Below are 15800 nucleotides of genomic sequence, written 5' to 3' on the forward strand. Positions count from 1 at the left end.
AGCAGCTCTTCTATTTATAGCAACCACCGGCCCATCAAGGCAAATCCTTGTTCACCTCTGGCAACGCCGCATCGCGCGGGCCGATCGTGCCCAGGCGGCTCTTGAGCGACTGGGGCTGGCCGGTGAGCATGGCCGCGTAGTTGGTGGTGTTGGACAGCACTTTCTTCACGTAGTCACGCGTCTCGGCAAACGGCACGTTCTCGGCCCAGATGGCGGCGTCCAGCACCGGGCCGTTGCGCCAGCTGCGCGGGCGGCCGGGGCCAGCGTTGTAGGCGGCCGCGGCCATGGGCATGGAACCCGCAAAGTCGTCCAGCGCGAGCTTGAGGTAGGCCGTGCCGATGGTGATGTTGGTGTCGCGGTCATTGATCTGGTCGGCCGTGAAACCGTTCAGACCGATCTTCTTGGCCGTCCAGCGCGCGGTGGCGGGCATCACCTGCATGAGGCCCGAGGCGCCCACGTGCGAGCGCGCATCCATGATGAAGCGGCTTTCCTGGCGGATCAGGCCGTACACGTAGGCCGGGTCCAGGCCGATGCCATTGGCACGCTCCACCACCGCGCTGCGGAAGGGGGTGGGAAAGCGCTGCGTGACGTCCACGACGCTCTTGGTGCGCTCGCTGGTGTTGATGCAGCGGTCCCACACCTCGCGCTGGCAGGCGAAGTCGGCGGCGGCCAGCAGTTCGCGGTCGGGCATGCCGCCGCTTTGGTGCAGGTTGGTGGTGTAGTTCCACTCGCGCACGCCTTCGCTGCGCAGGCCCAGCAGGATGGCGTACAGGGCGCGATTGAGCCCCGGGTTGGCGCGAGCGGCGGCCTTTTCTTCGGCGGTGAGGGGCGCGGGCGCGGGCGGCGTGGTGATGCGCTGGCCCAGCTCTTCGAGCGCCAGCTGCTCATAGAAGCCGCGCGTTCCGGCAATGCCTTCGAGCAGTTGCCGTGCTTCGGCGCGTTCGGCATCGCTCACGCGGCCCGCCAGCAGCGAGCGCGCCTTCCAGTACACCCAGGTGCTGTCCTGGCGGCCTTCAGGGCCCATGGCGTCCACCGCCTTGCCCACGGCCTTCCACTGGCCGGCGCGCAGGGCGGCACGCACCTTCCAGCCCAGCAGGTCGTCGTTGAGGTCGCTGTCCTTGGTCACATTGGCAAAGTAGCCATGGGCGTTGCTGGCCAGCTTCTGCGCAGCGGTCTTGCCAATCACGCCCCAGGCCCAGTTGCGCTCTTCGGCGGAGAGATGCACGCCCCATTTGTTCTCCAGCTGGTAGGCCGCGCTGTCCGGGTCGCTGGTGGCCAGCTTCAACAGGGCGAGCAGCACCAGTTCCTGCCGGGCCTTGCCGGCCGCAGTGGCGCGCGAGAGCAGGTACTTGCTGGGCGCATCGAGCACATCCTTGAGCTGCGGCAGCGATTCCGGCGAGACGATTTCGACCGCCGTGCGCACCACACGGGGGCGGTTGGCCTCCACACCCAGGCGGGCCTTGCGCCACACGTCCAGGGCCGAGAGCTTCTTGTAGCCATAAAGCACGCGCGCGGCGTGGGTGCAGCCATCGTCGGCGTCGCGGATCGCATACCAGTTGCTGCGCACGTCCTCAGCCACCGTGGCAGGCGCCGTGCCCTTGATCTGGTCGATCAGGAGGGCGTAGCAGCGCACTTCGCGGTCGTCCGACATGCGGTAGCTCGGGTGCTGCTCGGCAAACTGGCTCCAGTCGCGGCGCTGACCCAGCAGCAGCAGCCAGTCGTTGCGCAGGCGGTCTTCCTGGTAGGTGCCGGCGTAGCGCTGCATGAAGGACTGGATCTCCTGTGGCGAGGCCTCGCCAAGACGCACACGCAGCTCCCAGTAGGCAGCCCAGGGCTCCAGCGCATGGCCGCGTGCCGCAGGCAGCAGCTGCGCGAGCTTGTTGCGGTCGCCCTTGCGGAACGCCTGCTGCATCTCCAGCAGGGTATCGTCACCACGGTTTTGCGCCATGACAAGGGGCGCGGTAGCAGCCAGCAGGGTGGCGGCCACAAGGGGTGTCAGAATCGCTCTGAGAAATTGCATGGGGGAATTATCTGATGGACAAAGCAGCCCTTCGGCGCGCATTGATAGAAGAACGCCTCAACCTGCCCGACCGCCTACAGCGGGCCGACCTGTTACAGCAGGTGATGCGCATCTGGCTGGTGAACCGGCCGGATACGGTGATCGGCGCCTACTGGCCCATCAAGGGCGAGTTCGACCCCCTGCCCGCCCTGCACCGCTGGAAGGAAGACGGCGAGCTGCTGGACGAACCCCTGCGCCGCCGCATCGGCCTGCCGGTGGTCAACAAGCAGCACAAGACCCTCACCTTCCACGCCTGGTACCCCGGCTGCCCAATGGAAGAAGACGCCTACGGCATCCCCAAGCCCAAGGACACCGAGGTCATCGTGCCTACTCTGCTGTTTGTGCCCTGCGTGGGCTACGCACCGGGTGGCTACCGGCTGGGCTATGGCGGCGGCTTTTACGACCGCACGCTGGCCACGCTGCAGCCCAAGCCGTTCACCGTGGGTCTGGGCTTCACCCATGGCTATCTGGATGATTTCGAGCCTGAGGAGTTCGACCTGCCGCTCGACGCCATCCTGAACGACAACGGGGTAGTCTGGCCTGTCTGAGCGGCCAGACCGGCTCCTCGGGGCCCGGTGATGCGCGCTGCGCATCATTCAGACCTTTTTTGGCATCGCTGGCGCATCGCGCAGCCGCTAGCATGGCGGGCTGACCTTCATTTTTCAGGTGCCCCCATGCTCAAGCTCTACATCGGCAACAAGAACTACTCCTCATGGTCCATGCGCCCCTGGGTGCTGCTCAGGCAGGCGGGCATTGCGTTTGAAGAAGTGCGCGTGCGCTTCGACAGCTTTGACGCCGATTCGGAGTTCAAGCGTGTGATGAGCCCCGTAAGCCCCACGGGAAAGGTGCCTGCACTGGTCGATGGCGATCTGGTCGTGTGGGACACCCTGGCGATTGCCGAATACGTGGCCGAAACCCACCCCGACAAGAAGCTCTGGCCCGCGGACGCCAAGGCCCGTGCGCGCGCACGCAGCGTCTGCGCCGAGATGCACAGCGGCTTCACCGCCCTGCGCGGCAACTGCCCCATGAACATTGAGGCGAATCTGGCCGATGCCGGCGCGCTGATCTGGCGCGACAAAGCCGGCGTGCGCACCGACGTCCAGCGCCTGGTGGAGATGTGGAGTGCACTGCTGCAGGAGCACGGCGGCCCTATGCTGTTTGGCGAGTTCACCGTGGCCGACGCCTACTTTGCCCCCGTGTGCATGCGCCTGCACTCTTATGCCCTGCCCGTACCCACCCCCATCAAGGCCTATGTAGACCGCGTGCGCGCACTGCCCGGCGTGAAAGCCTGGATCGACGAAGCCCTGGCCGAGAAGGACTTTCTGGACTTCGAAGAGCCGTACCGCCTGCGCCATACCGAGGGTTGAGCATCGCCATGGCTGTCACCATCTACCTGCGCTACGTGCTCAACACCAGCAAGCTCAAGGAGTTCGAGCACTACGGCAGGCTGTGGATACCGCTGGTCGAGAAGTTCGGCGGCCAGCACCACGGCTACTTCATGCCCAGCGAGGGCGCCAACAACATCGCGCTGGCGCTGTTCACGTTTGAGAGCCTCGCGGCCTACGAGGTGTACCGCCAGCAGTCGATGCAGGACGCGGAGTGCCAGGCAGCGTTCCGCTACGCCGAGGAGACGGGGTGCATCGTGAGTTATGAGCGGAGCTTTTTCAGGCCGGTGTTCCGCTGAACAGGCGTGGGCGCACCCGCCCAACTACCGGAACTGCTTGCGCAAAAACGGCTTGTGCCGCGCAATGTGCGCCAACTGGGCGGGGGCAATGGTGCAGCCCAGGTCGTCCTCCTCCGCGTTCAGCACTTGGTTGGCATAGGCGAGCGCACGCGCTACCACCTCTTCGTCGCTCACACCCTGCTGCGCAGCCAGATCCAGCGCCACGCGCTTCATGGCGCGCTGTGACAGCATCCACATGGCGCCGAAGGCGTCCCACGCGGCCATCGCTTCCTTGAACTTGTCGCGGTCGGCCAGGATTTCATTGAGCGGCTTGGCCAGGATCTCTTGCAGGTCGTCCACCTTGGCCTTGAGGGCTTCGAACTGCGCCTCGCGCTGCAGGGCTTCGGCGGCGGCGTTGGCCGCTGCGTCGGGCGCCGTGGGCACGGGCACGCTGCCGTCGGGGTTGAGCTGGGCAATGGTGAGTTCGGACGATAGGGACATGGTGGGCTGGAATATACGGCCGAGTGCTCGTCCTAAACTACACCGATGCAAATCTACATGGTAGGCGGCGCGGTCCGCGACAAGCTGCTGGGCCGGCCGGTGAATGACCACGACTGGGTGGTGGTGGGCGCGACGCCTGACCAGATGCTGGCGCAAGGCTACCTGCCCGTGGGGCGCGACTTCCCCGTCTTTTTGCACCCCGAAACACGCGAGGAATACGCGCTCGCCCGCACCGAGCGCAAGAGCGGGCGCGGCTACCGGGGCTTTGTGGTGCAAAGCTCGCCCGATGTGACGCTGGAGGAAGACCTCTCGCGCCGCGACCTCACTATCAATTCGATAGCATCTAGCACAGATGAATCCGGCGCCACCCGCCTTTTTGACCCCTACCGCGGCGAAAAAGACCTCCGTGCGCGCGTGCTGCGCCATGTGACCGATGCCTTCCGCGAAGACCCGGTACGCATCCTGCGCGTGGCGCGGTTTGCTGCGCGCTTCACCGACTTCACGGTGGCGCCCGAGACGATGCAGCTGATGCGCGAGATGGTCGCGCATGGCGAGGTGGACCACCTGGTGGCAGAGCGCGTGTGGCAGGAGCTGGCGCGCGGGCTGATGGAAGCACAACCCTCGCGCATGTTCGAGGTGCTGCGCGAGTGCGGCGCGCTGCAGGTGCTGTTGCCCGAAGTGGCGCGCCTGTGGGGCGTGCCCCAGCGGGCCGAGTACCACCCCGAGGTGGACACGGGCGTACACCTGATGATGGTGCTGGACATGGCGGCCCGGCTGCAGGCGTCACTCCCCGTGCGGTTTGCCTGCCTGGTGCATGACCTGGGCAAGGGCACCACGGCCGCCGACGTACTGCCCCGCCACATCGGGCATGAGGAGCGCAGTGCGGAGCTGCTGAAAGACGTGGCCGAGCGCCTGCGCGTGCCCGTGGAATGCCGCGAGACGGCCGATGTGGTGGCCCGCGAGCACGGCCACATCCACCGCAGCACCGATCTGTCGGCCGCCGCGCTGGTGCGCCTGCTGGAGCGCTGCGACGCCATCCGCAAGCCCGAGCGGTTCGCCGACATCCTGTTGGCCTGCGAATGCGATGCGCGCGGACGGCTGGGGTTTGAAGAATCCGCCTACCCGCAGCGCCAGCGGCTGGCGGCTGTGCTGGCGGCCGTCCAATCGGTCGTCACGCGCGACATTGCAGCGCAGGCGGCGGCCAAGGGTGTGGCTGGGCCGCAGGTGGGTGCGTTGATCCACCAGGCGCGGGTGGAAGCGGTGGCGCAGTGGCTGCAGCCCCGCAGCGACGTTGCCTGACCCCGCACGCGACCGCCCAAGACGCGGACAGCCCCTCCTACAATCCGCGTCCGCCTGTATTCCATCCGGGGTACAGCCTTGCAAGAATCTGGTGCAGTTTCGCGCCCGCACAGCCATCCCAACGTCTCCATGACCACTGTTCACATCCGCCTTGCCACCCCGGCCGACGCTGACACCGTCGCGCCGCTGTTTGATGCCTACCGGCAGTTCTACGAGCAGGCGCCAGACCTGGCCGGAGCGAAGGCCTTCATCGCGGAGCGGTTAGAGCGTGAAGAGTCGGTGATCCTGCTGGCGCTGGATGCGTCGCAAACGGCGGTAGGCTTTTGCCAGCTCTACCCCACGTTCTGCTCGGTGGAGGCCGCCCCTATCTACACGCTGTACGACCTGTTCGTGGCCCCCGCGGCCCGCAAAACAGGCGCCGGGCGCAGCTTGCTGATGGCAGCAGAAGCCACGGCCCGCACCCATGGAAAGGTGCGCATGGACCTGACCACAGCGCACACCAACACCACAGCGCAGTCCCTCTACGAATCGCTGGGCTGGACGCTGGACACGGTTTTCCGCGCCTACAACAAACGCGTCAGCGCCTGAACCACCAGGGCGCTTGGCACACTTGCCGCGCCCCCTCACCAGCGCAGCAGGCGCGGCCCCAGCACCGCCCCCAGCGCAGTCGGGATGGCCATGCCCGCCACATACCAGACAGCCAGGAAGGGTGTGGCCATTTCGGGGCAATGCAGGGCGTACACCAAGGCGCCCAGCGCACCCGCCAGCAAACCAGCGCCCGCACCCGTCCACACCAGGCGCGTGGGGGCAGCGCCCTTGAGGGCCCAAAAGCCTGCAACAAATGCCGGCACCGACAGCGCCGCGATGTTGAACGGGCAGGTGCGCCAGGTGCTGCCCAGGATGAGCGGCATGCGCTCTGCGGCGGACACCTGCGACAACGCCCACAAGGCCATGGCCCACAGCACCAGCGGCGGCACGGTCAGCCACAGGGCTGCATGGCCCAGCGCCATGCCCGGGCGGGCCATGCGGCGCAGCAGCGCCAGCCCGGCAGCAGCGAGCGCGGCGGCAAACACCAGCTTGCCCCAGAACATGGGCAGCGCCATGGTGGCCAGCAGATCAGGGCGCAGACCGAACAGGGCCAGCATCAGCACCCCGGCGCCGGCAATGCCCGCCAGTGCGGCCACCACAAAGCGCTGCTCTATCGCGTTGCGCTGCACCGGCCGGTCATCGGTGGCCAGCAGGTGGATCAATTCATCGGTTTTCATGCCATTCCCCTGATCTTGGCGGCCAGGGCCTTGAGCCCCCGGTGCACGCCGACTTTGACAGCCGATTCCGACAGCCCCGTGAGGCGCGCCGTCTCGACCACCGACAAACCTTCCAATTTCACATACTCAATCGGCAGCCGCTGCTTGTCGGGCAGCGTGCGCAGCAACTGCCCCAGGTCCCGCCGGGCTTCGGCGGCCTCGCTGTCGCTGCTGGCAAACAACTCGTCGGCATCGTCCAGCGGGTCGTTGCGCCCCTCTTTGACGGCATGCGAGCGCAGCCAGTCGATGAGCTTGTAGCGCGCAATCGCGTGTGCCCAGGCCGTCACCGGCATCTCGGGCCGGTAGGTGTGGCGCTGGTTGTGCACCGCCAGCAGCGTCTCCTGCACCAGGTCTTCCACCTCATCGGGCCGCTGCGCCAGGCGGCGGCGCAAAAAGGCGCGCAGGTGGGCGCTCAGCTCTTTCAAAAAGCGCTGGTAGGCGGCTGCGTCGGCATCCAGCCCCTGCATCAACAAGCCGCGCAGGCGTTCTTCCACACTCTCCATGGTGTCTCCCTGCAGGAAATTCGTATGCCGGAGCCATTGGGTTACAGGCATCGCAAAAAATGTTTCGCCATGCCGCTCCGAAATTTTCTGTACAGCGCTGTAACCCGCAAGCTGCGCTGCGCGAATTACAACGCAGATCGGGCAGTTCAACGTGGCCTCTCGCCGCACCCCGATCGGATTCAACCCTGACCCAACCCTCGGAGAACCGTACCATGACCACTCGCACCCTCAGCCTCGGCGCCCTTGCCCTTGTAGCCCTGACCTCTGGCGCCGCCATGGCCCAAACCACCTCCGTCCCCATGGACGGCGCCAAACCCGCCATGGAGAAGTGCTACGGCGTCTCGATGGCTGGCAAGAACGACTGCGCCGCCGGTCCCGGCACCACCTGTGCGGGCTCCGCCAAGGTGGACTACCAGGGCAACGCCTGGAAGTTTGTGCCCGCAGGCACCTGCACCACGATCAAGACGCCCAAGGGCATGGGCTCGCTCACCCCCATCAAGGCCTGACCGATGGCCCTGTGCCCTTTCACCGCCGGCCTGGGCCTCAAGCCCCAGCACTATGACGAGGCGCTGCACTGCACCGCCACGGGTCTGTGGTGGGAGGTGCACCCCGAAAACTATCTGGCCGAGGGTGGCCCCCGCCTGGCCTGGCTGGAGGCCATCCGCGCGCGCCACCCCGTGGCGCTGCACGGCGTATCGCTGTCGCTTGCTGCCGATACTCCGCCCGACGCGGCACACCTGGCGCGACTCGCAGCCCTTGCAAGGCGGGTGGAGCCAGTCATCATCTCGGAGCACTTGGCATGGTCCAAGTGGCGCGGGCAGTACCTGCCCGACCTGCTGCCGTTTCCGCGCACGCAGGCCGCCTTGCACCGCATCGTAGACAACATCGCCCGAACGCAGGATGCGCTGCAGCGCCCCATCGCCATCGAGAACCCCACGCACTACCTGCACATCGACGGCCACGACTGGCTTGAGACCGAATTTCTGACCGAGCTGGTGCAGCGGACTGGCTGCGCCCTGCTGCTGGACTTGAACAACGTGTACGTCAGTGCCAACAACCTGGGCTTTGACGCGCAGACCTACCTCGACGCCTTTCCCCTGCACGCCGTGGCCGAAATCCACCTGGCGGGCCACCATGCCGACCCGGTGCATGGCGATGCCCTGCTGATCGACAGCCACGACGCGTCCATCGCCCCGGTGGTGTGGGCGCTGTACGAGCAGGTGATCGCGCGCACAGGCCCCGTGCCCACCCTCATCGAACGCGACGACAATCTGCCCGCCTTCAGCGAACTGCTGGCCGAGCGCGACAAGGCCCACAACGCGCTCACAGCGGCGCAGCCCGAGGAGGCAGCATGCAGCTGAGCGCATTCCAGGACGGCTTCTCTGCCGCGTTGCTCGGCCATGCCGAGCACGCACCGTGGCTGTCTGCGCTGGAATCCCAGCCCGGCTTTGCCGTGTACCGCAACACCGTGCTCAAGGGCTGCATTGATGCCCTGCAGGCCAGCTACCCCACGGTGTGCCAGCTGGTGGGCGAAGAATGGTTTCGCGCCACCGCTGCGGTGTATGCCCGCACGCAGCCGCCGGCTGACGGACTGCTGATGGACTACGGCGCGGGGTTTGCTGACTTTCTGGCCGGTTTTGCACCAGCGGCCGAGCTGCCTTACCTGCCGGCCGTGGCACGCCTGGACCGCGGCTGGACCGAATGCCATCTGGCGGCAGACGCCACCGCTGTGGACCGCAACTGGCTGGCACAGCAGGCGCCCGATACATTGCCCCTGGTGCAACTGCGCCCCCACCCCGCCGCACGCTGGGCCTGGTGCGACGAGCATCCCGCCTACGCGTTGTGGCAGAGCCACCGCGAAGGTCTGCTCCCCACAGAGCCGCTGGACTGGACCGGCGATGGGGCCTTGCTCACCCGGCCCCACGCACCCGTGACGTGGCGCCCACTGTCGCGCGCCGGAGTGGCCTTTTTGGACGCCTGCGCCCAAGGCCAGACGCTGGAGGCCGCCGCCACTTCAGCCCTTGCGGCCGAGCCCACCGCAGACTTTGCGGCCCTGATGGGCTCCTTGCTGGACGCAGGCGCATTGATACCCACCGACCCACACCAATTCACACCGAGGCCAAGGAGCCCCTGATGACCACCAGCACACATTTCCCCACTGCACCCGCCAAAGGCCAGCGCAAGCTGTTGGCGCGCCTGGCCGATGCAGCCACCTCGCTCACCCCGCACAGCCTGCTGGCGATGGTCAACCGCGTGGCAATTGCAGGCATCTTCTGGCTTTCAGCGCGCACCAAAGTCGAGGGGTGGTTCACCATCTCAGACAGCGCCTATGCGCTGTTCCGCGACGAGTACAAGCTGCCCCTGCTGCCACCCGAGCTGGCGGCGCAGATGGCCACCGTGGCAGAGCATCTGTTCCCTGTTCTTCTGGTGCTGGGCCTGCTCACGCGCCTGTCGGCCCTGGCCTTGCTGGGCATGACGCTGGTCATCCAGGTGTTCGTGTACCCCGATGCCTGGCCCACGCACCTGTCATGGGCGGGGCTGATGCTGTACCTGGTGGGGCGCGGCGCAGGCAACGTGTCACTGGACCGGGCACTCGGAATTCGTTGAGGCGTCTGTCTTCTTTAAACTGCCGCTGTTTGCACCCAGCGCACGATGTCCGCAGCCCCCAGCGCACCCGAAACGCGCGCCACTTCGCGCCCCTGCTGAAACAAAATCATGGTCGGAATGCTGCGGATCGCATAGCGCGCCGCGATGGCATGGTGGTCTTCGGTGTTGAGCTTGGCCAGGCGCACACGCGGCTCCAGCTCGCGGGCGGCCTGCGCAAAGGCCGGGGCCATCTGGCGGCAAGGCCCGCACCAGGGCGCCCAGAAGTCCACCAGCACGGGGATGTGGCTGCGCACCACATGCTTGTCAAAACTGGTGGCATCCAGCTCCAGCGGCGCCCCCGCGAAAAGGCGCTGATGGCACTTTCCGCAATCGGGCGCGTTGCCCAGGTCGGCGCGCTGCACGCGATTGGTGGTGTGGCAATGGGGGCAGACGATGTGCAGGGCTTCGGTCATGGTGCGGCAATCGGTGTGAGCAAAAAGCGGGCCTCTTAGAACCTGTTCAAGATCTTTTCGGGGATCGCAACAGGTTCTTACACATGGCGGCACAAGCCGGGCGTTTCAAGAGCGGGCTTGGCAGTCCTGGGGACTTGGTGTTGCACCCCGTCGCACACCTTGCGCGCGTTTACCAGCGCTGAAACACCCTTTCACCCGGGTCAGCTTCACCGCGTCTGATAAGGTTTCGCCCATGCAGCTGCTCCCCCTACTGACAACTGCCCATGCGCTTTTTCTGGACTTTGACGGCACCCTCACCGAGCTGGCGCCGCGCCCCGAGGCGGTGCGCATCGCTTCCGGGCTGGTCCCCACGCTGTCATCGCTGTACACCCATCTGGACGGCGCGCTGGCCATCGTGACCGGGCGGCCTGAGGCCGACATCGACGGATTTCTGGCCCCGCTGCACCTGCCGCTGGCCAGCGAGCATGGTGCCCAATACCGACTGACCGACACATCCCACCCTGCCGTTCTGCCGCCAGACCTGGAGAACGTTCTGCGGGCTGCGTACGACCTTGCGGCGCACTATCCGGGGTTGCTGGTAGAGCCCAAGCGCGCGAGCGTGGCCCTGCACTACCGCCAGGCCCCCCACCTGGAAGGGTTGTGCCACGACACCCTCGTGCGCGCCATGCAGCAGGTGGAGGGTGTGGAACTGCTGCGCGGCAAATGTGTCTTTGAAGTGAAGCCCCGGGGCGTCCACAAAGGCCAGGCCATTCTCGATTTCATGACACAGGCCCCCTTTGCCGGGCGCACCCCAGTCTTTGTGGGAGATGACGTCACCGATGAGGCTGGCTTTGCCGCCGTTCAGGCACTGGGCGGCTGGGGCATCAAGGTGGGCGAAGGGCCGACCATGGCACAACACCGCTGCATGACATCCGCCGCCTTGCGCGGCTGGCTGTCTTCTGCACGCACGACCTTGGAGCGCGAACGATGAACACGGCAGCCAACGATCCCCAAGCGGGCTCACTCAACCTCGGGATGATCGGCAACTGCGCCATCAGCGCACTGATCGACAACCACGCCCGCATGGTGTGGTGCTGCCTGCCCCGTTTTGATGGCGACCCGGTGTTCAACGCCCTGCTGCAGCCCGGCGACGAAGGCAGCCACTTCGCGATCGAACTGGAAGACCTGGCATCGGCCCACCAGTGGTACGAGCCGAACACCGCCATCCTGCGCACGCAGCTGTTTGACAAGGCGGGCCACGGCATCGAGATCACCGATTTTGCGCCGCGCTTTTACAGCCGCTCGCGCTACTTTCGCCCCATGACGCTGGTGCGCCGGGTGCGCCCCATCCAGGGTGCGCCGCGCATCCGTGTGGCGCTCAAGGTGCGCTACGACTGGGGCCAGACTACCCCCGAGATCACACGCGGCAGCAACCACATCCGCTACGTGGGCGAGAGCATGACGCTGCGCCTGTCCACCGATGCGCCGGTGTCGCATGTGCTGTCGGGCCAGGCATTTGTGCTCACACGCGAACACAACTTTCTGCTGGGGGCGGACGAGACGCTGGTGGAGGGCATTGCCGACACCGCGCGCCTGTTTGAGCAGGAGACCACCTCCTACTGGCGCAGCTGGACCCGCGCTCTGGCCGTGCCGCTGGAGTGGCAGGAGGCCGTGATCCGCGCGGCCATCACGCTCAAGCTTTCGCTGTACGAAGACACCGGCGCCATCGTGGCCGCCATGACCACCAGCATCCCCGAATCCGCCCACAGCGGCCGCAACTGGGACTACCGCTACTGCTGGCTGCGCGATGCGTTCTTCGTGGTGCGCGCGCTCAACAGCATCTCCGAAGTGGGCACCATGGAGGACTACCTGCGCTGGCTCAGCAACGTGGTGGTGGAAGGCGGCGATGGCCACATCCAGCCGCTGTACGGTATTGGCCTGGAGCAAGAACTGCCCGAGAGCCTTGTGCCGCAGCTGGCGGGCTACCGGGGCATGGGCCCGGTGCGCGTGGGCAACCAGGCGGCCGAGCATTTTCAGCACGATGTGTACGGCAACATCGTGCTGGGCGCAGCCCAGGCGTTCCACGACCACCGCCTGCTGCACCGTGCGGGCCTGGCCGAGTTCACGCGGCTGGAACAGGTGGGCGAGAATGCGGTGCGTGTGTATGGCCAGCCCGACGCCGGCATGTGGGAGCTGCGCACGCGCGCCAGGGTGCACACCTCGTCCGCGCTGATGAGCTGGGCAGCCTGCGACCGGCTGGCCAAGATCGCCGCCACCCTGCAGCTGGCCGACCGTACCAGCCACTGGCAGCAGCATGCCGACCGCATGCGCGCCGAGATCCTCGACAAATCCTGGTGCGAAGCGCGCCAGGCGTTCGCGGAGAGTTTCGGCGGCCATGAACTCGATGCGAGCGTGCTGCTGATGGCCGAGGTGGGCCTGATCGACCCCAAGGACCCACGCTTTGTGAGCACCGTGGAGGCCATGGAAAAGAGCCTGTGCGATGGCCCCTACATGCGCCGCTACGAGGCGGCCGACGACTTCGGCAAGCCCGAGACGGCCTTCAACATCTGCACCTTCTGGCGCATCGACGCGCTGGCGCGCATTGGCCGCAAGGCCGAGGCCCGCGCCATCTTCGAGACCATGCTGGCCGCCCGCAATCCGCTGGGCCTGCTGTCCGAAGACACACACCCCGAGACCCAGGAAATGTGGGGCAACTTTCCACAGACCTACTCCATGGTGGGCGTCATCAACGCCGCCGTGCGCCTGTCGGCCCCCTGGGACAGCGTGATTTGAGGCACTGTCCGACAGCGGCCCGGGGCGATCCACAACGATGATGAACCCATGAGCCGTCTTGTTGTCATCTCCAACCGCCTTGCAGACCCCCGAAAACCCGCCGCCGGCGGCCTGGCCGTCGCCCTGGGCGAAGCCCTGAACCAGACCGGGGGCCTCTGGTTCGGCTGGAGCGGCACCGTGGTCGAAGGCGGCACACCCGGCGAGGGCGAACTGCACACCCGACAGGCAGGTGCCGTCACCCTGGCCACCGTGGACCTGTGCCGCGAAGACCACGACAGCTACTACCATGGCTACAGCAACAGCGTGCTGTGGCCGGTGTTCCATTACCGACTGGACCTGGCCGACTTCAACGCCAGCTACATCGCGGGCTACCGCCGCGTGAACCAGATGTTTGCGCGCAAGCTGCTGCCACTGCTGCGCGACGACGACGTGATCTGGGTGCACGACTACCACTTGATCCCGCTGGCGGCCGAGCTGCGGGCCATGGGCTGCAAGCAGCGCATCGGGTTCTTTCTGCACATTCCCATGCCGCCGCCGCTCATCATGGCGGCCATCCCGCAGCACGAATGGCTGATGCGCTCGCTGTTTGCCTACGACCTGGTGGGTCTGCAGAGCGAGGCCGACGTGTCGCATTTCACGCGCTATGTGCGCAACGAAGGCAGCGCGGAAGAGGTGGACGAAAAGCGCGTGCGCGCCTTTGGAGCCACCGTGGTGGTGCAGTCCTTTCCCATCGGCATCGACGTGGACGAATTCACACGCCTCACGCACGCGCCCGACGCGGTGGAAACCTACGAGAACATGCGCGACGAGTATTCACGCAGGCGCCTGCTGCTGGGCATTGACCGGCTCGACTACTCCAAGGGCATTCCGCAACGTGTGCGGGCCTTTCGCGAACTGCTGGACCGCTACCCGGAAAACCGCGACAGCGCCACGCTCATCATGATCGCCTCGCCCACGCGCGACGACGTCAACGCCTATGCCGACCTGCGCCAGGAGCTGGAAGGTCTGTGTGGCGCCGTCAACGGCGACTATGGCGAACTGGACTGGATGCCCGTGCGCTACATCCACCGCATGGTGGCCCGCAAGCGGGTTCCGGGCCTGTGCCGCGCCGCCGCCGTGGGGCTGGTCACGCCACTGCGCGACGGCATGAACCTGGTGGCCAAGGAGTACGTGGTGGCGCAAGACCCGGACGACCCGGGCGTGCTGGTGTTGTCACGCTTTGCCGGTGCGGCCGAGCAGCTGAAAGAAGCGCTGCTGGTGAACCCCTACGACACCCAAGGCATGGCCGACAGCATCCAGCAGGCATTGCAGATGCCGCTGGTGGAGCGGCAGGCGCGCCATCAAAAGCTGATGGCCCGTATACGCCAGCACGACGTGCACTGGTGGCGCAAGGCGTTTCTGGACGCATTGCAGGCGGCGGGGTAGCCGCCCAGCTGCGGCCCGTTACAACAGCTTGGTGATCAGGCTGACCACGAAGCTCAGCAGCAGCGTGGACGCCAGCGGCACATCCCAGTCGCGCCCCAGCCAGCGGAACCGGAAGTCCCCCGGCAGGCGCCCAAAGCCCAGGCGGCGCAGCAGCGGTGTGAGCCAGCTGATGAACATCAGGGCCAGGAGAATGACGAGGAGCCAGCGGAACATGGTGCGCCGAGTGTAGGCGCCACCGCATTCGGCTACGCCGTGGCCCGGTCGACCCGGTCAGCCAGCAGGGCCAGCGCCTGGGCATGCAACTGCGGCGTGGCAGCCGCCACCACGCGCCCATCCGATGCCACCGTGAGCGCGCGGCCCTGCCAGTCGGTAATGCGCCCGCCCGCGCCCTCCACCAGGCAGACCAGCGAGAGGTAGTCGTACGGCTGCAGCCCCGCCTCCACCACCAGGTCCACATGCCCGCCCGCCAGCTGGGCATAGGCATAGCAGTCGCCACCAAACCGCCGCAGCGCGCACTGGCGGCTCAGCGCATCAAAGCACTGCCAGTCGGCCGCACCAAAGGCATCCGGCGACGTGGTGTAGATGCGGGCCTGCGCCAGTTGTTCACACCCGCTGGCCCGCACAGGCTGGCCATTGCACTGCGTCAGCTGGCCTGCCAGCCCCGTCCAGCGCTCACCCAGCACCGGCAAATCCATGAGCCCCAGCACGGGCTGGCCCTGGTGCAGCAGCGCCACCAGCGTGCCCCACAGCGGCGATCCGGTGATGAAGCTCTTGGTGCCGTCGATGGGGTCGATCACCCACACGTACTCGGCGTCCAGCCGCTCGCGGCCATGCTCCTCGCCCAGGATGCCGTGCGTGGGCGCCTGCGCCTGCAGCACCGCGCGCATCGCGGCCTCGGCCTCGCGGTCGGCGATGGTGACCGGGCTCTCGTCCGATTTGGTCAGCACATCCAGCGGGGTGCGGAAGTACCGCAGCGAGTGCACACGGGCCGCATCGACCAGGGCGTGCGCCAGGGCCAGGAAGGGGGAAACGGGGGTTGGCAAAGTGTTCATGGGAAGGGTCAAGGGAAGAGGTCCGGGCAGTGGTTGGGCAATGAAAAAGGGCCTTCCACTCGGCATGAGCGGGTTGGCATATTTAGTGCTTGTGCATTTTCGTGCAAAAACAATAATTTGCACAAGTGCAATAAAACGCACAACTTTGGTGAACAAACCCCCT

Annotated in this window: 19 protein-coding genes; 12 read left to right on the forward strand and 7 right to left on the reverse strand. The window is 66.5% G+C overall.

Annotated elements, in window-relative coordinates:
• Nucleotides 1-34 precede the first annotated feature (34 nt).
• Nucleotides 35-2020, reverse strand: a complete 1986-nt coding sequence (locus tag ACSQ22_RS11205; protein WP_436130320.1) for a transglycosylase SLT domain-containing protein — start codon at nt 2018-2020, stop codon at nt 35-37.
• A 14-nt stretch (nt 2021-2034) separates the two neighbouring features.
• On the opposite strand from ACSQ22_RS11205, the gene ACSQ22_RS11210 reads away from it, so the two are divergent.
• From ACSQ22_RS11210 to ACSQ22_RS11220, 3 genes are all read left to right on the forward strand, one after another.
• Nucleotides 2035-2607: a 5-formyltetrahydrofolate cyclo-ligase gene (locus ACSQ22_RS11210; RefSeq protein WP_121422201.1), complete on the forward strand. Its 573-nt coding sequence runs from the start codon at nt 2035-2037 to the stop codon at nt 2605-2607.
• A 126-nt stretch (nt 2608-2733) separates the two neighbouring features.
• Nucleotides 2734-3426, forward strand: coding sequence for a glutathione S-transferase family protein (locus tag ACSQ22_RS11215; protein WP_436130321.1), 693 nt, complete (start codon nt 2734-2736; stop codon nt 3424-3426).
• Between the two features lie 8 nt (nt 3427-3434).
• Complete coding sequence (locus ACSQ22_RS11220) at nt 3435-3743, forward strand: NIPSNAP family protein (protein WP_218298910.1); 309 nt, start codon at nt 3435-3437, stop codon at nt 3741-3743.
• Nucleotides 3744-3767: 24 nt separating this feature from the next.
• Here ACSQ22_RS11220 and ACSQ22_RS11225 read toward each other — a convergent pair whose 3' ends face one another.
• Nucleotides 3768-4223 (reverse strand): hypothetical protein, encoded by a 456-nt coding sequence (locus ACSQ22_RS11225; protein ID WP_436130322.1) that lies wholly within the window; start codon nt 4221-4223, stop codon nt 3768-3770.
• Nucleotides 4224-4268: 45 nt separating this feature from the next.
• Between ACSQ22_RS11225 and ACSQ22_RS11230 the strand changes: the two genes are divergently transcribed.
• On the forward strand, nt 4269-5522 hold the full coding sequence (locus ACSQ22_RS11230) for a multifunctional CCA addition/repair protein (protein WP_436130323.1): 1254 nt from the start codon (nt 4269-4271) through the stop codon (nt 5520-5522).
• A gap of 129 nt (nt 5523-5651) precedes the next feature.
• Nucleotides 5652-6110 carry a GNAT family N-acetyltransferase gene (locus ACSQ22_RS11235; RefSeq protein ID WP_176888209.1) on the forward strand — a complete coding sequence of 153 codons (459 nt, stop codon included), beginning with the start codon at nt 5652-5654 and terminating at the stop codon, nt 6108-6110.
• A gap of 35 nt (nt 6111-6145) precedes the next feature.
• Here ACSQ22_RS11235 and ACSQ22_RS11240 read toward each other — a convergent pair whose 3' ends face one another.
• Together ACSQ22_RS11240 and ACSQ22_RS11245 are read right to left on the reverse strand one after the other, a co-directional pair.
• A complete protein-coding gene (locus ACSQ22_RS11240; protein WP_436130324.1) occupies nt 6146-6787 on the reverse strand; it encodes an NrsF family protein in 642 nt (213 codons plus the stop codon).
• Nucleotides 6784-7329 (reverse strand): sigma-70 family RNA polymerase sigma factor, encoded by a 546-nt coding sequence (locus ACSQ22_RS11245; RefSeq protein WP_426306309.1) that lies wholly within the window; start codon nt 7327-7329, stop codon nt 6784-6786. The genes ACSQ22_RS11240 and ACSQ22_RS11245 overlap by 4 nt, the downstream gene beginning before the upstream one ends.
• Before the next feature lie 212 nt (nt 7330-7541).
• Here ACSQ22_RS11245 and ACSQ22_RS11250 point away from each other — a divergent pair, with 212 nt between their 5' ends.
• Genes ACSQ22_RS11250 through ACSQ22_RS11265 form a run of 4 tightly spaced genes read left to right on the forward strand, consistent with a single transcriptional unit; the run spans nt 7542 to nt 9936 of the window.
• Nucleotides 7542-7835 (forward strand): BufA1 family periplasmic bufferin-type metallophore, encoded by a 294-nt coding sequence (locus ACSQ22_RS11250; protein WP_436130325.1) that lies wholly within the window; start codon nt 7542-7544, stop codon nt 7833-7835.
• A 3-nt stretch (nt 7836-7838) separates the two neighbouring features.
• On the forward strand, nt 7839-8690 hold the full coding sequence (gene bufB, locus ACSQ22_RS11255; protein WP_436130326.1) for an MNIO family bufferin maturase: 852 nt from the start codon (nt 7839-7841) through the stop codon (nt 8688-8690).
• The gene (locus ACSQ22_RS11260; RefSeq protein ID WP_436130327.1) at nt 8681-9463 is read left to right on the forward strand and encodes an HvfC/BufC family peptide modification chaperone; all 783 of its coding nucleotides are present in this window, start codon (nt 8681-8683) and stop codon (nt 9461-9463) included. Before bufB ends, ACSQ22_RS11260 begins: the two co-directional genes overlap by 10 nt.
• Nucleotides 9463-9936, forward strand: coding sequence for a DoxX family protein (locus ACSQ22_RS11265; protein WP_176888203.1), 474 nt, complete (start codon nt 9463-9465; stop codon nt 9934-9936). The genes ACSQ22_RS11260 and ACSQ22_RS11265 overlap by 1 nt, the downstream gene beginning before the upstream one ends.
• A 14-nt stretch (nt 9937-9950) precedes the next feature.
• Here the strand turns inward: ACSQ22_RS11265 and trxC are convergent, their stop codons facing one another.
• Nucleotides 9951-10388 (reverse strand): thioredoxin TrxC, encoded by a 438-nt coding sequence (trxC, locus tag ACSQ22_RS11270; RefSeq protein WP_436130328.1) that lies wholly within the window; start codon nt 10386-10388, stop codon nt 9951-9953.
• Nucleotides 10389-10620: 232 nt separating this feature from the next.
• Between trxC and otsB the strand changes: the two genes are divergently transcribed.
• Genes otsB through otsA form a run of 3 tightly spaced genes read left to right on the forward strand, consistent with a single transcriptional unit; the run spans nt 10621 to nt 14585 of the window.
• On the forward strand, nt 10621-11358 hold the full coding sequence (otsB, locus tag ACSQ22_RS11275) for a trehalose-phosphatase (protein ID WP_055396426.1): 738 nt from the start codon (nt 10621-10623) through the stop codon (nt 11356-11358).
• Nucleotides 11355-13160, forward strand: a complete 1806-nt coding sequence (locus ACSQ22_RS11280; RefSeq protein WP_121507648.1) for a glycoside hydrolase family 15 protein — start codon at nt 11355-11357, stop codon at nt 13158-13160. Before otsB ends, ACSQ22_RS11280 begins: the two co-directional genes overlap by 4 nt.
• Before the next feature lie 48 nt (nt 13161-13208).
• On the forward strand, nt 13209-14585 hold the full coding sequence (gene otsA / locus ACSQ22_RS11285; RefSeq protein WP_121507649.1) for an alpha,alpha-trehalose-phosphate synthase (UDP-forming): 1377 nt from the start codon (nt 13209-13211) through the stop codon (nt 14583-14585).
• 18 nt (nt 14586-14603) lie between these two features.
• Here the strand turns inward: otsA and ACSQ22_RS11290 are convergent, their stop codons facing one another.
• Both ACSQ22_RS11290 and hisN read right to left on the reverse strand, forming a co-directional pair.
• Nucleotides 14604-14798, reverse strand: coding sequence for a DUF2905 domain-containing protein (locus ACSQ22_RS11290; RefSeq protein ID WP_055396419.1), 195 nt, complete (start codon nt 14796-14798; stop codon nt 14604-14606).
• Nucleotides 14799-14830: 32 nt separating this feature from the next.
• Nucleotides 14831-15637, reverse strand: coding sequence for a histidinol-phosphatase (gene hisN, locus ACSQ22_RS11295; RefSeq protein ID WP_436130329.1), 807 nt, complete (start codon nt 15635-15637; stop codon nt 14831-14833).
• Nucleotides 15638-15800 lie beyond the last annotated feature (163 nt).

It is taken from the genome of Acidovorax sp. LjRoot38, assembly GCF_964252975.1.
GTDB lineage: Bacteria > Pseudomonadota > Gammaproteobacteria > Burkholderiales > Burkholderiaceae_C > Acidovorax > Acidovorax facilis.

What these genes read in the sequence shown, in the direction of transcription:
- ACSQ22_RS11205 (WP_436130320.1), bottom strand. Translation starts at nt 2,020, where the DNA reads ATGCAATTTCTCAGAGCGATTCTGACACCCCTTGTGGCCGCCACCCTG.
- ACSQ22_RS11210 (WP_121422201.1), top strand. Translation starts at nt 2,035, where the DNA reads ATGGACAAAGCAGCCCTTCGGCGCGCATTGATAGAAGAACGCCTCAAC.
- ACSQ22_RS11215 (WP_436130321.1), top strand. Translation starts at nt 2,734, where the DNA reads ATGCTCAAGCTCTACATCGGCAACAAGAACTACTCCTCATGGTCCATG.
- ACSQ22_RS11220 (WP_218298910.1), top strand. Translation starts at nt 3,435, where the DNA reads ATGGCTGTCACCATCTACCTGCGCTACGTGCTCAACACCAGCAAGCTC.
- ACSQ22_RS11225 (WP_436130322.1), bottom strand. Translation starts at nt 4,223, where the DNA reads ATGTCCCTATCGTCCGAACTCACCATTGCCCAGCTCAACCCCGACGGC.
- ACSQ22_RS11230 (WP_436130323.1), top strand. Translation starts at nt 4,269, where the DNA reads ATGCAAATCTACATGGTAGGCGGCGCGGTCCGCGACAAGCTGCTGGGC.
- ACSQ22_RS11235 (WP_176888209.1), top strand. Translation starts at nt 5,652, where the DNA reads ATGACCACTGTTCACATCCGCCTTGCCACCCCGGCCGACGCTGACACC.
- ACSQ22_RS11240 (WP_436130324.1), bottom strand. Translation starts at nt 6,787, where the DNA reads ATGAAAACCGATGAATTGATCCACCTGCTGGCCACCGATGACCGGCCG.
- ACSQ22_RS11245 (WP_426306309.1), bottom strand. Translation starts at nt 7,329, where the DNA reads ATGGAGAGTGTGGAAGAACGCCTGCGCGGCTTGTTGATGCAGGGGCTG.
- ACSQ22_RS11250 (WP_436130325.1), top strand. Translation starts at nt 7,542, where the DNA reads ATGACCACTCGCACCCTCAGCCTCGGCGCCCTTGCCCTTGTAGCCCTG.
- bufB (WP_436130326.1), top strand. Translation starts at nt 7,839, where the DNA reads ATGGCCCTGTGCCCTTTCACCGCCGGCCTGGGCCTCAAGCCCCAGCAC.
- ACSQ22_RS11260 (WP_436130327.1), top strand. Translation starts at nt 8,681, where the DNA reads ATGCAGCTGAGCGCATTCCAGGACGGCTTCTCTGCCGCGTTGCTCGGC.
- ACSQ22_RS11265 (WP_176888203.1), top strand. Translation starts at nt 9,463, where the DNA reads ATGACCACCAGCACACATTTCCCCACTGCACCCGCCAAAGGCCAGCGC.
- trxC (WP_436130328.1), bottom strand. Translation starts at nt 10,388, where the DNA reads ATGACCGAAGCCCTGCACATCGTCTGCCCCCATTGCCACACCACCAAT.
- otsB (WP_055396426.1), top strand. Translation starts at nt 10,621, where the DNA reads ATGCAGCTGCTCCCCCTACTGACAACTGCCCATGCGCTTTTTCTGGAC.
- ACSQ22_RS11280 (WP_121507648.1), top strand. Translation starts at nt 11,355, where the DNA reads ATGAACACGGCAGCCAACGATCCCCAAGCGGGCTCACTCAACCTCGGG.
- otsA (WP_121507649.1), top strand. Translation starts at nt 13,209, where the DNA reads ATGAGCCGTCTTGTTGTCATCTCCAACCGCCTTGCAGACCCCCGAAAA.
- ACSQ22_RS11290 (WP_055396419.1), bottom strand. Translation starts at nt 14,798, where the DNA reads ATGTTCCGCTGGCTCCTCGTCATTCTCCTGGCCCTGATGTTCATCAGC.
- hisN (WP_436130329.1), bottom strand. Translation starts at nt 15,637, where the DNA reads ATGAACACTTTGCCAACCCCCGTTTCCCCCTTCCTGGCCCTGGCGCAC.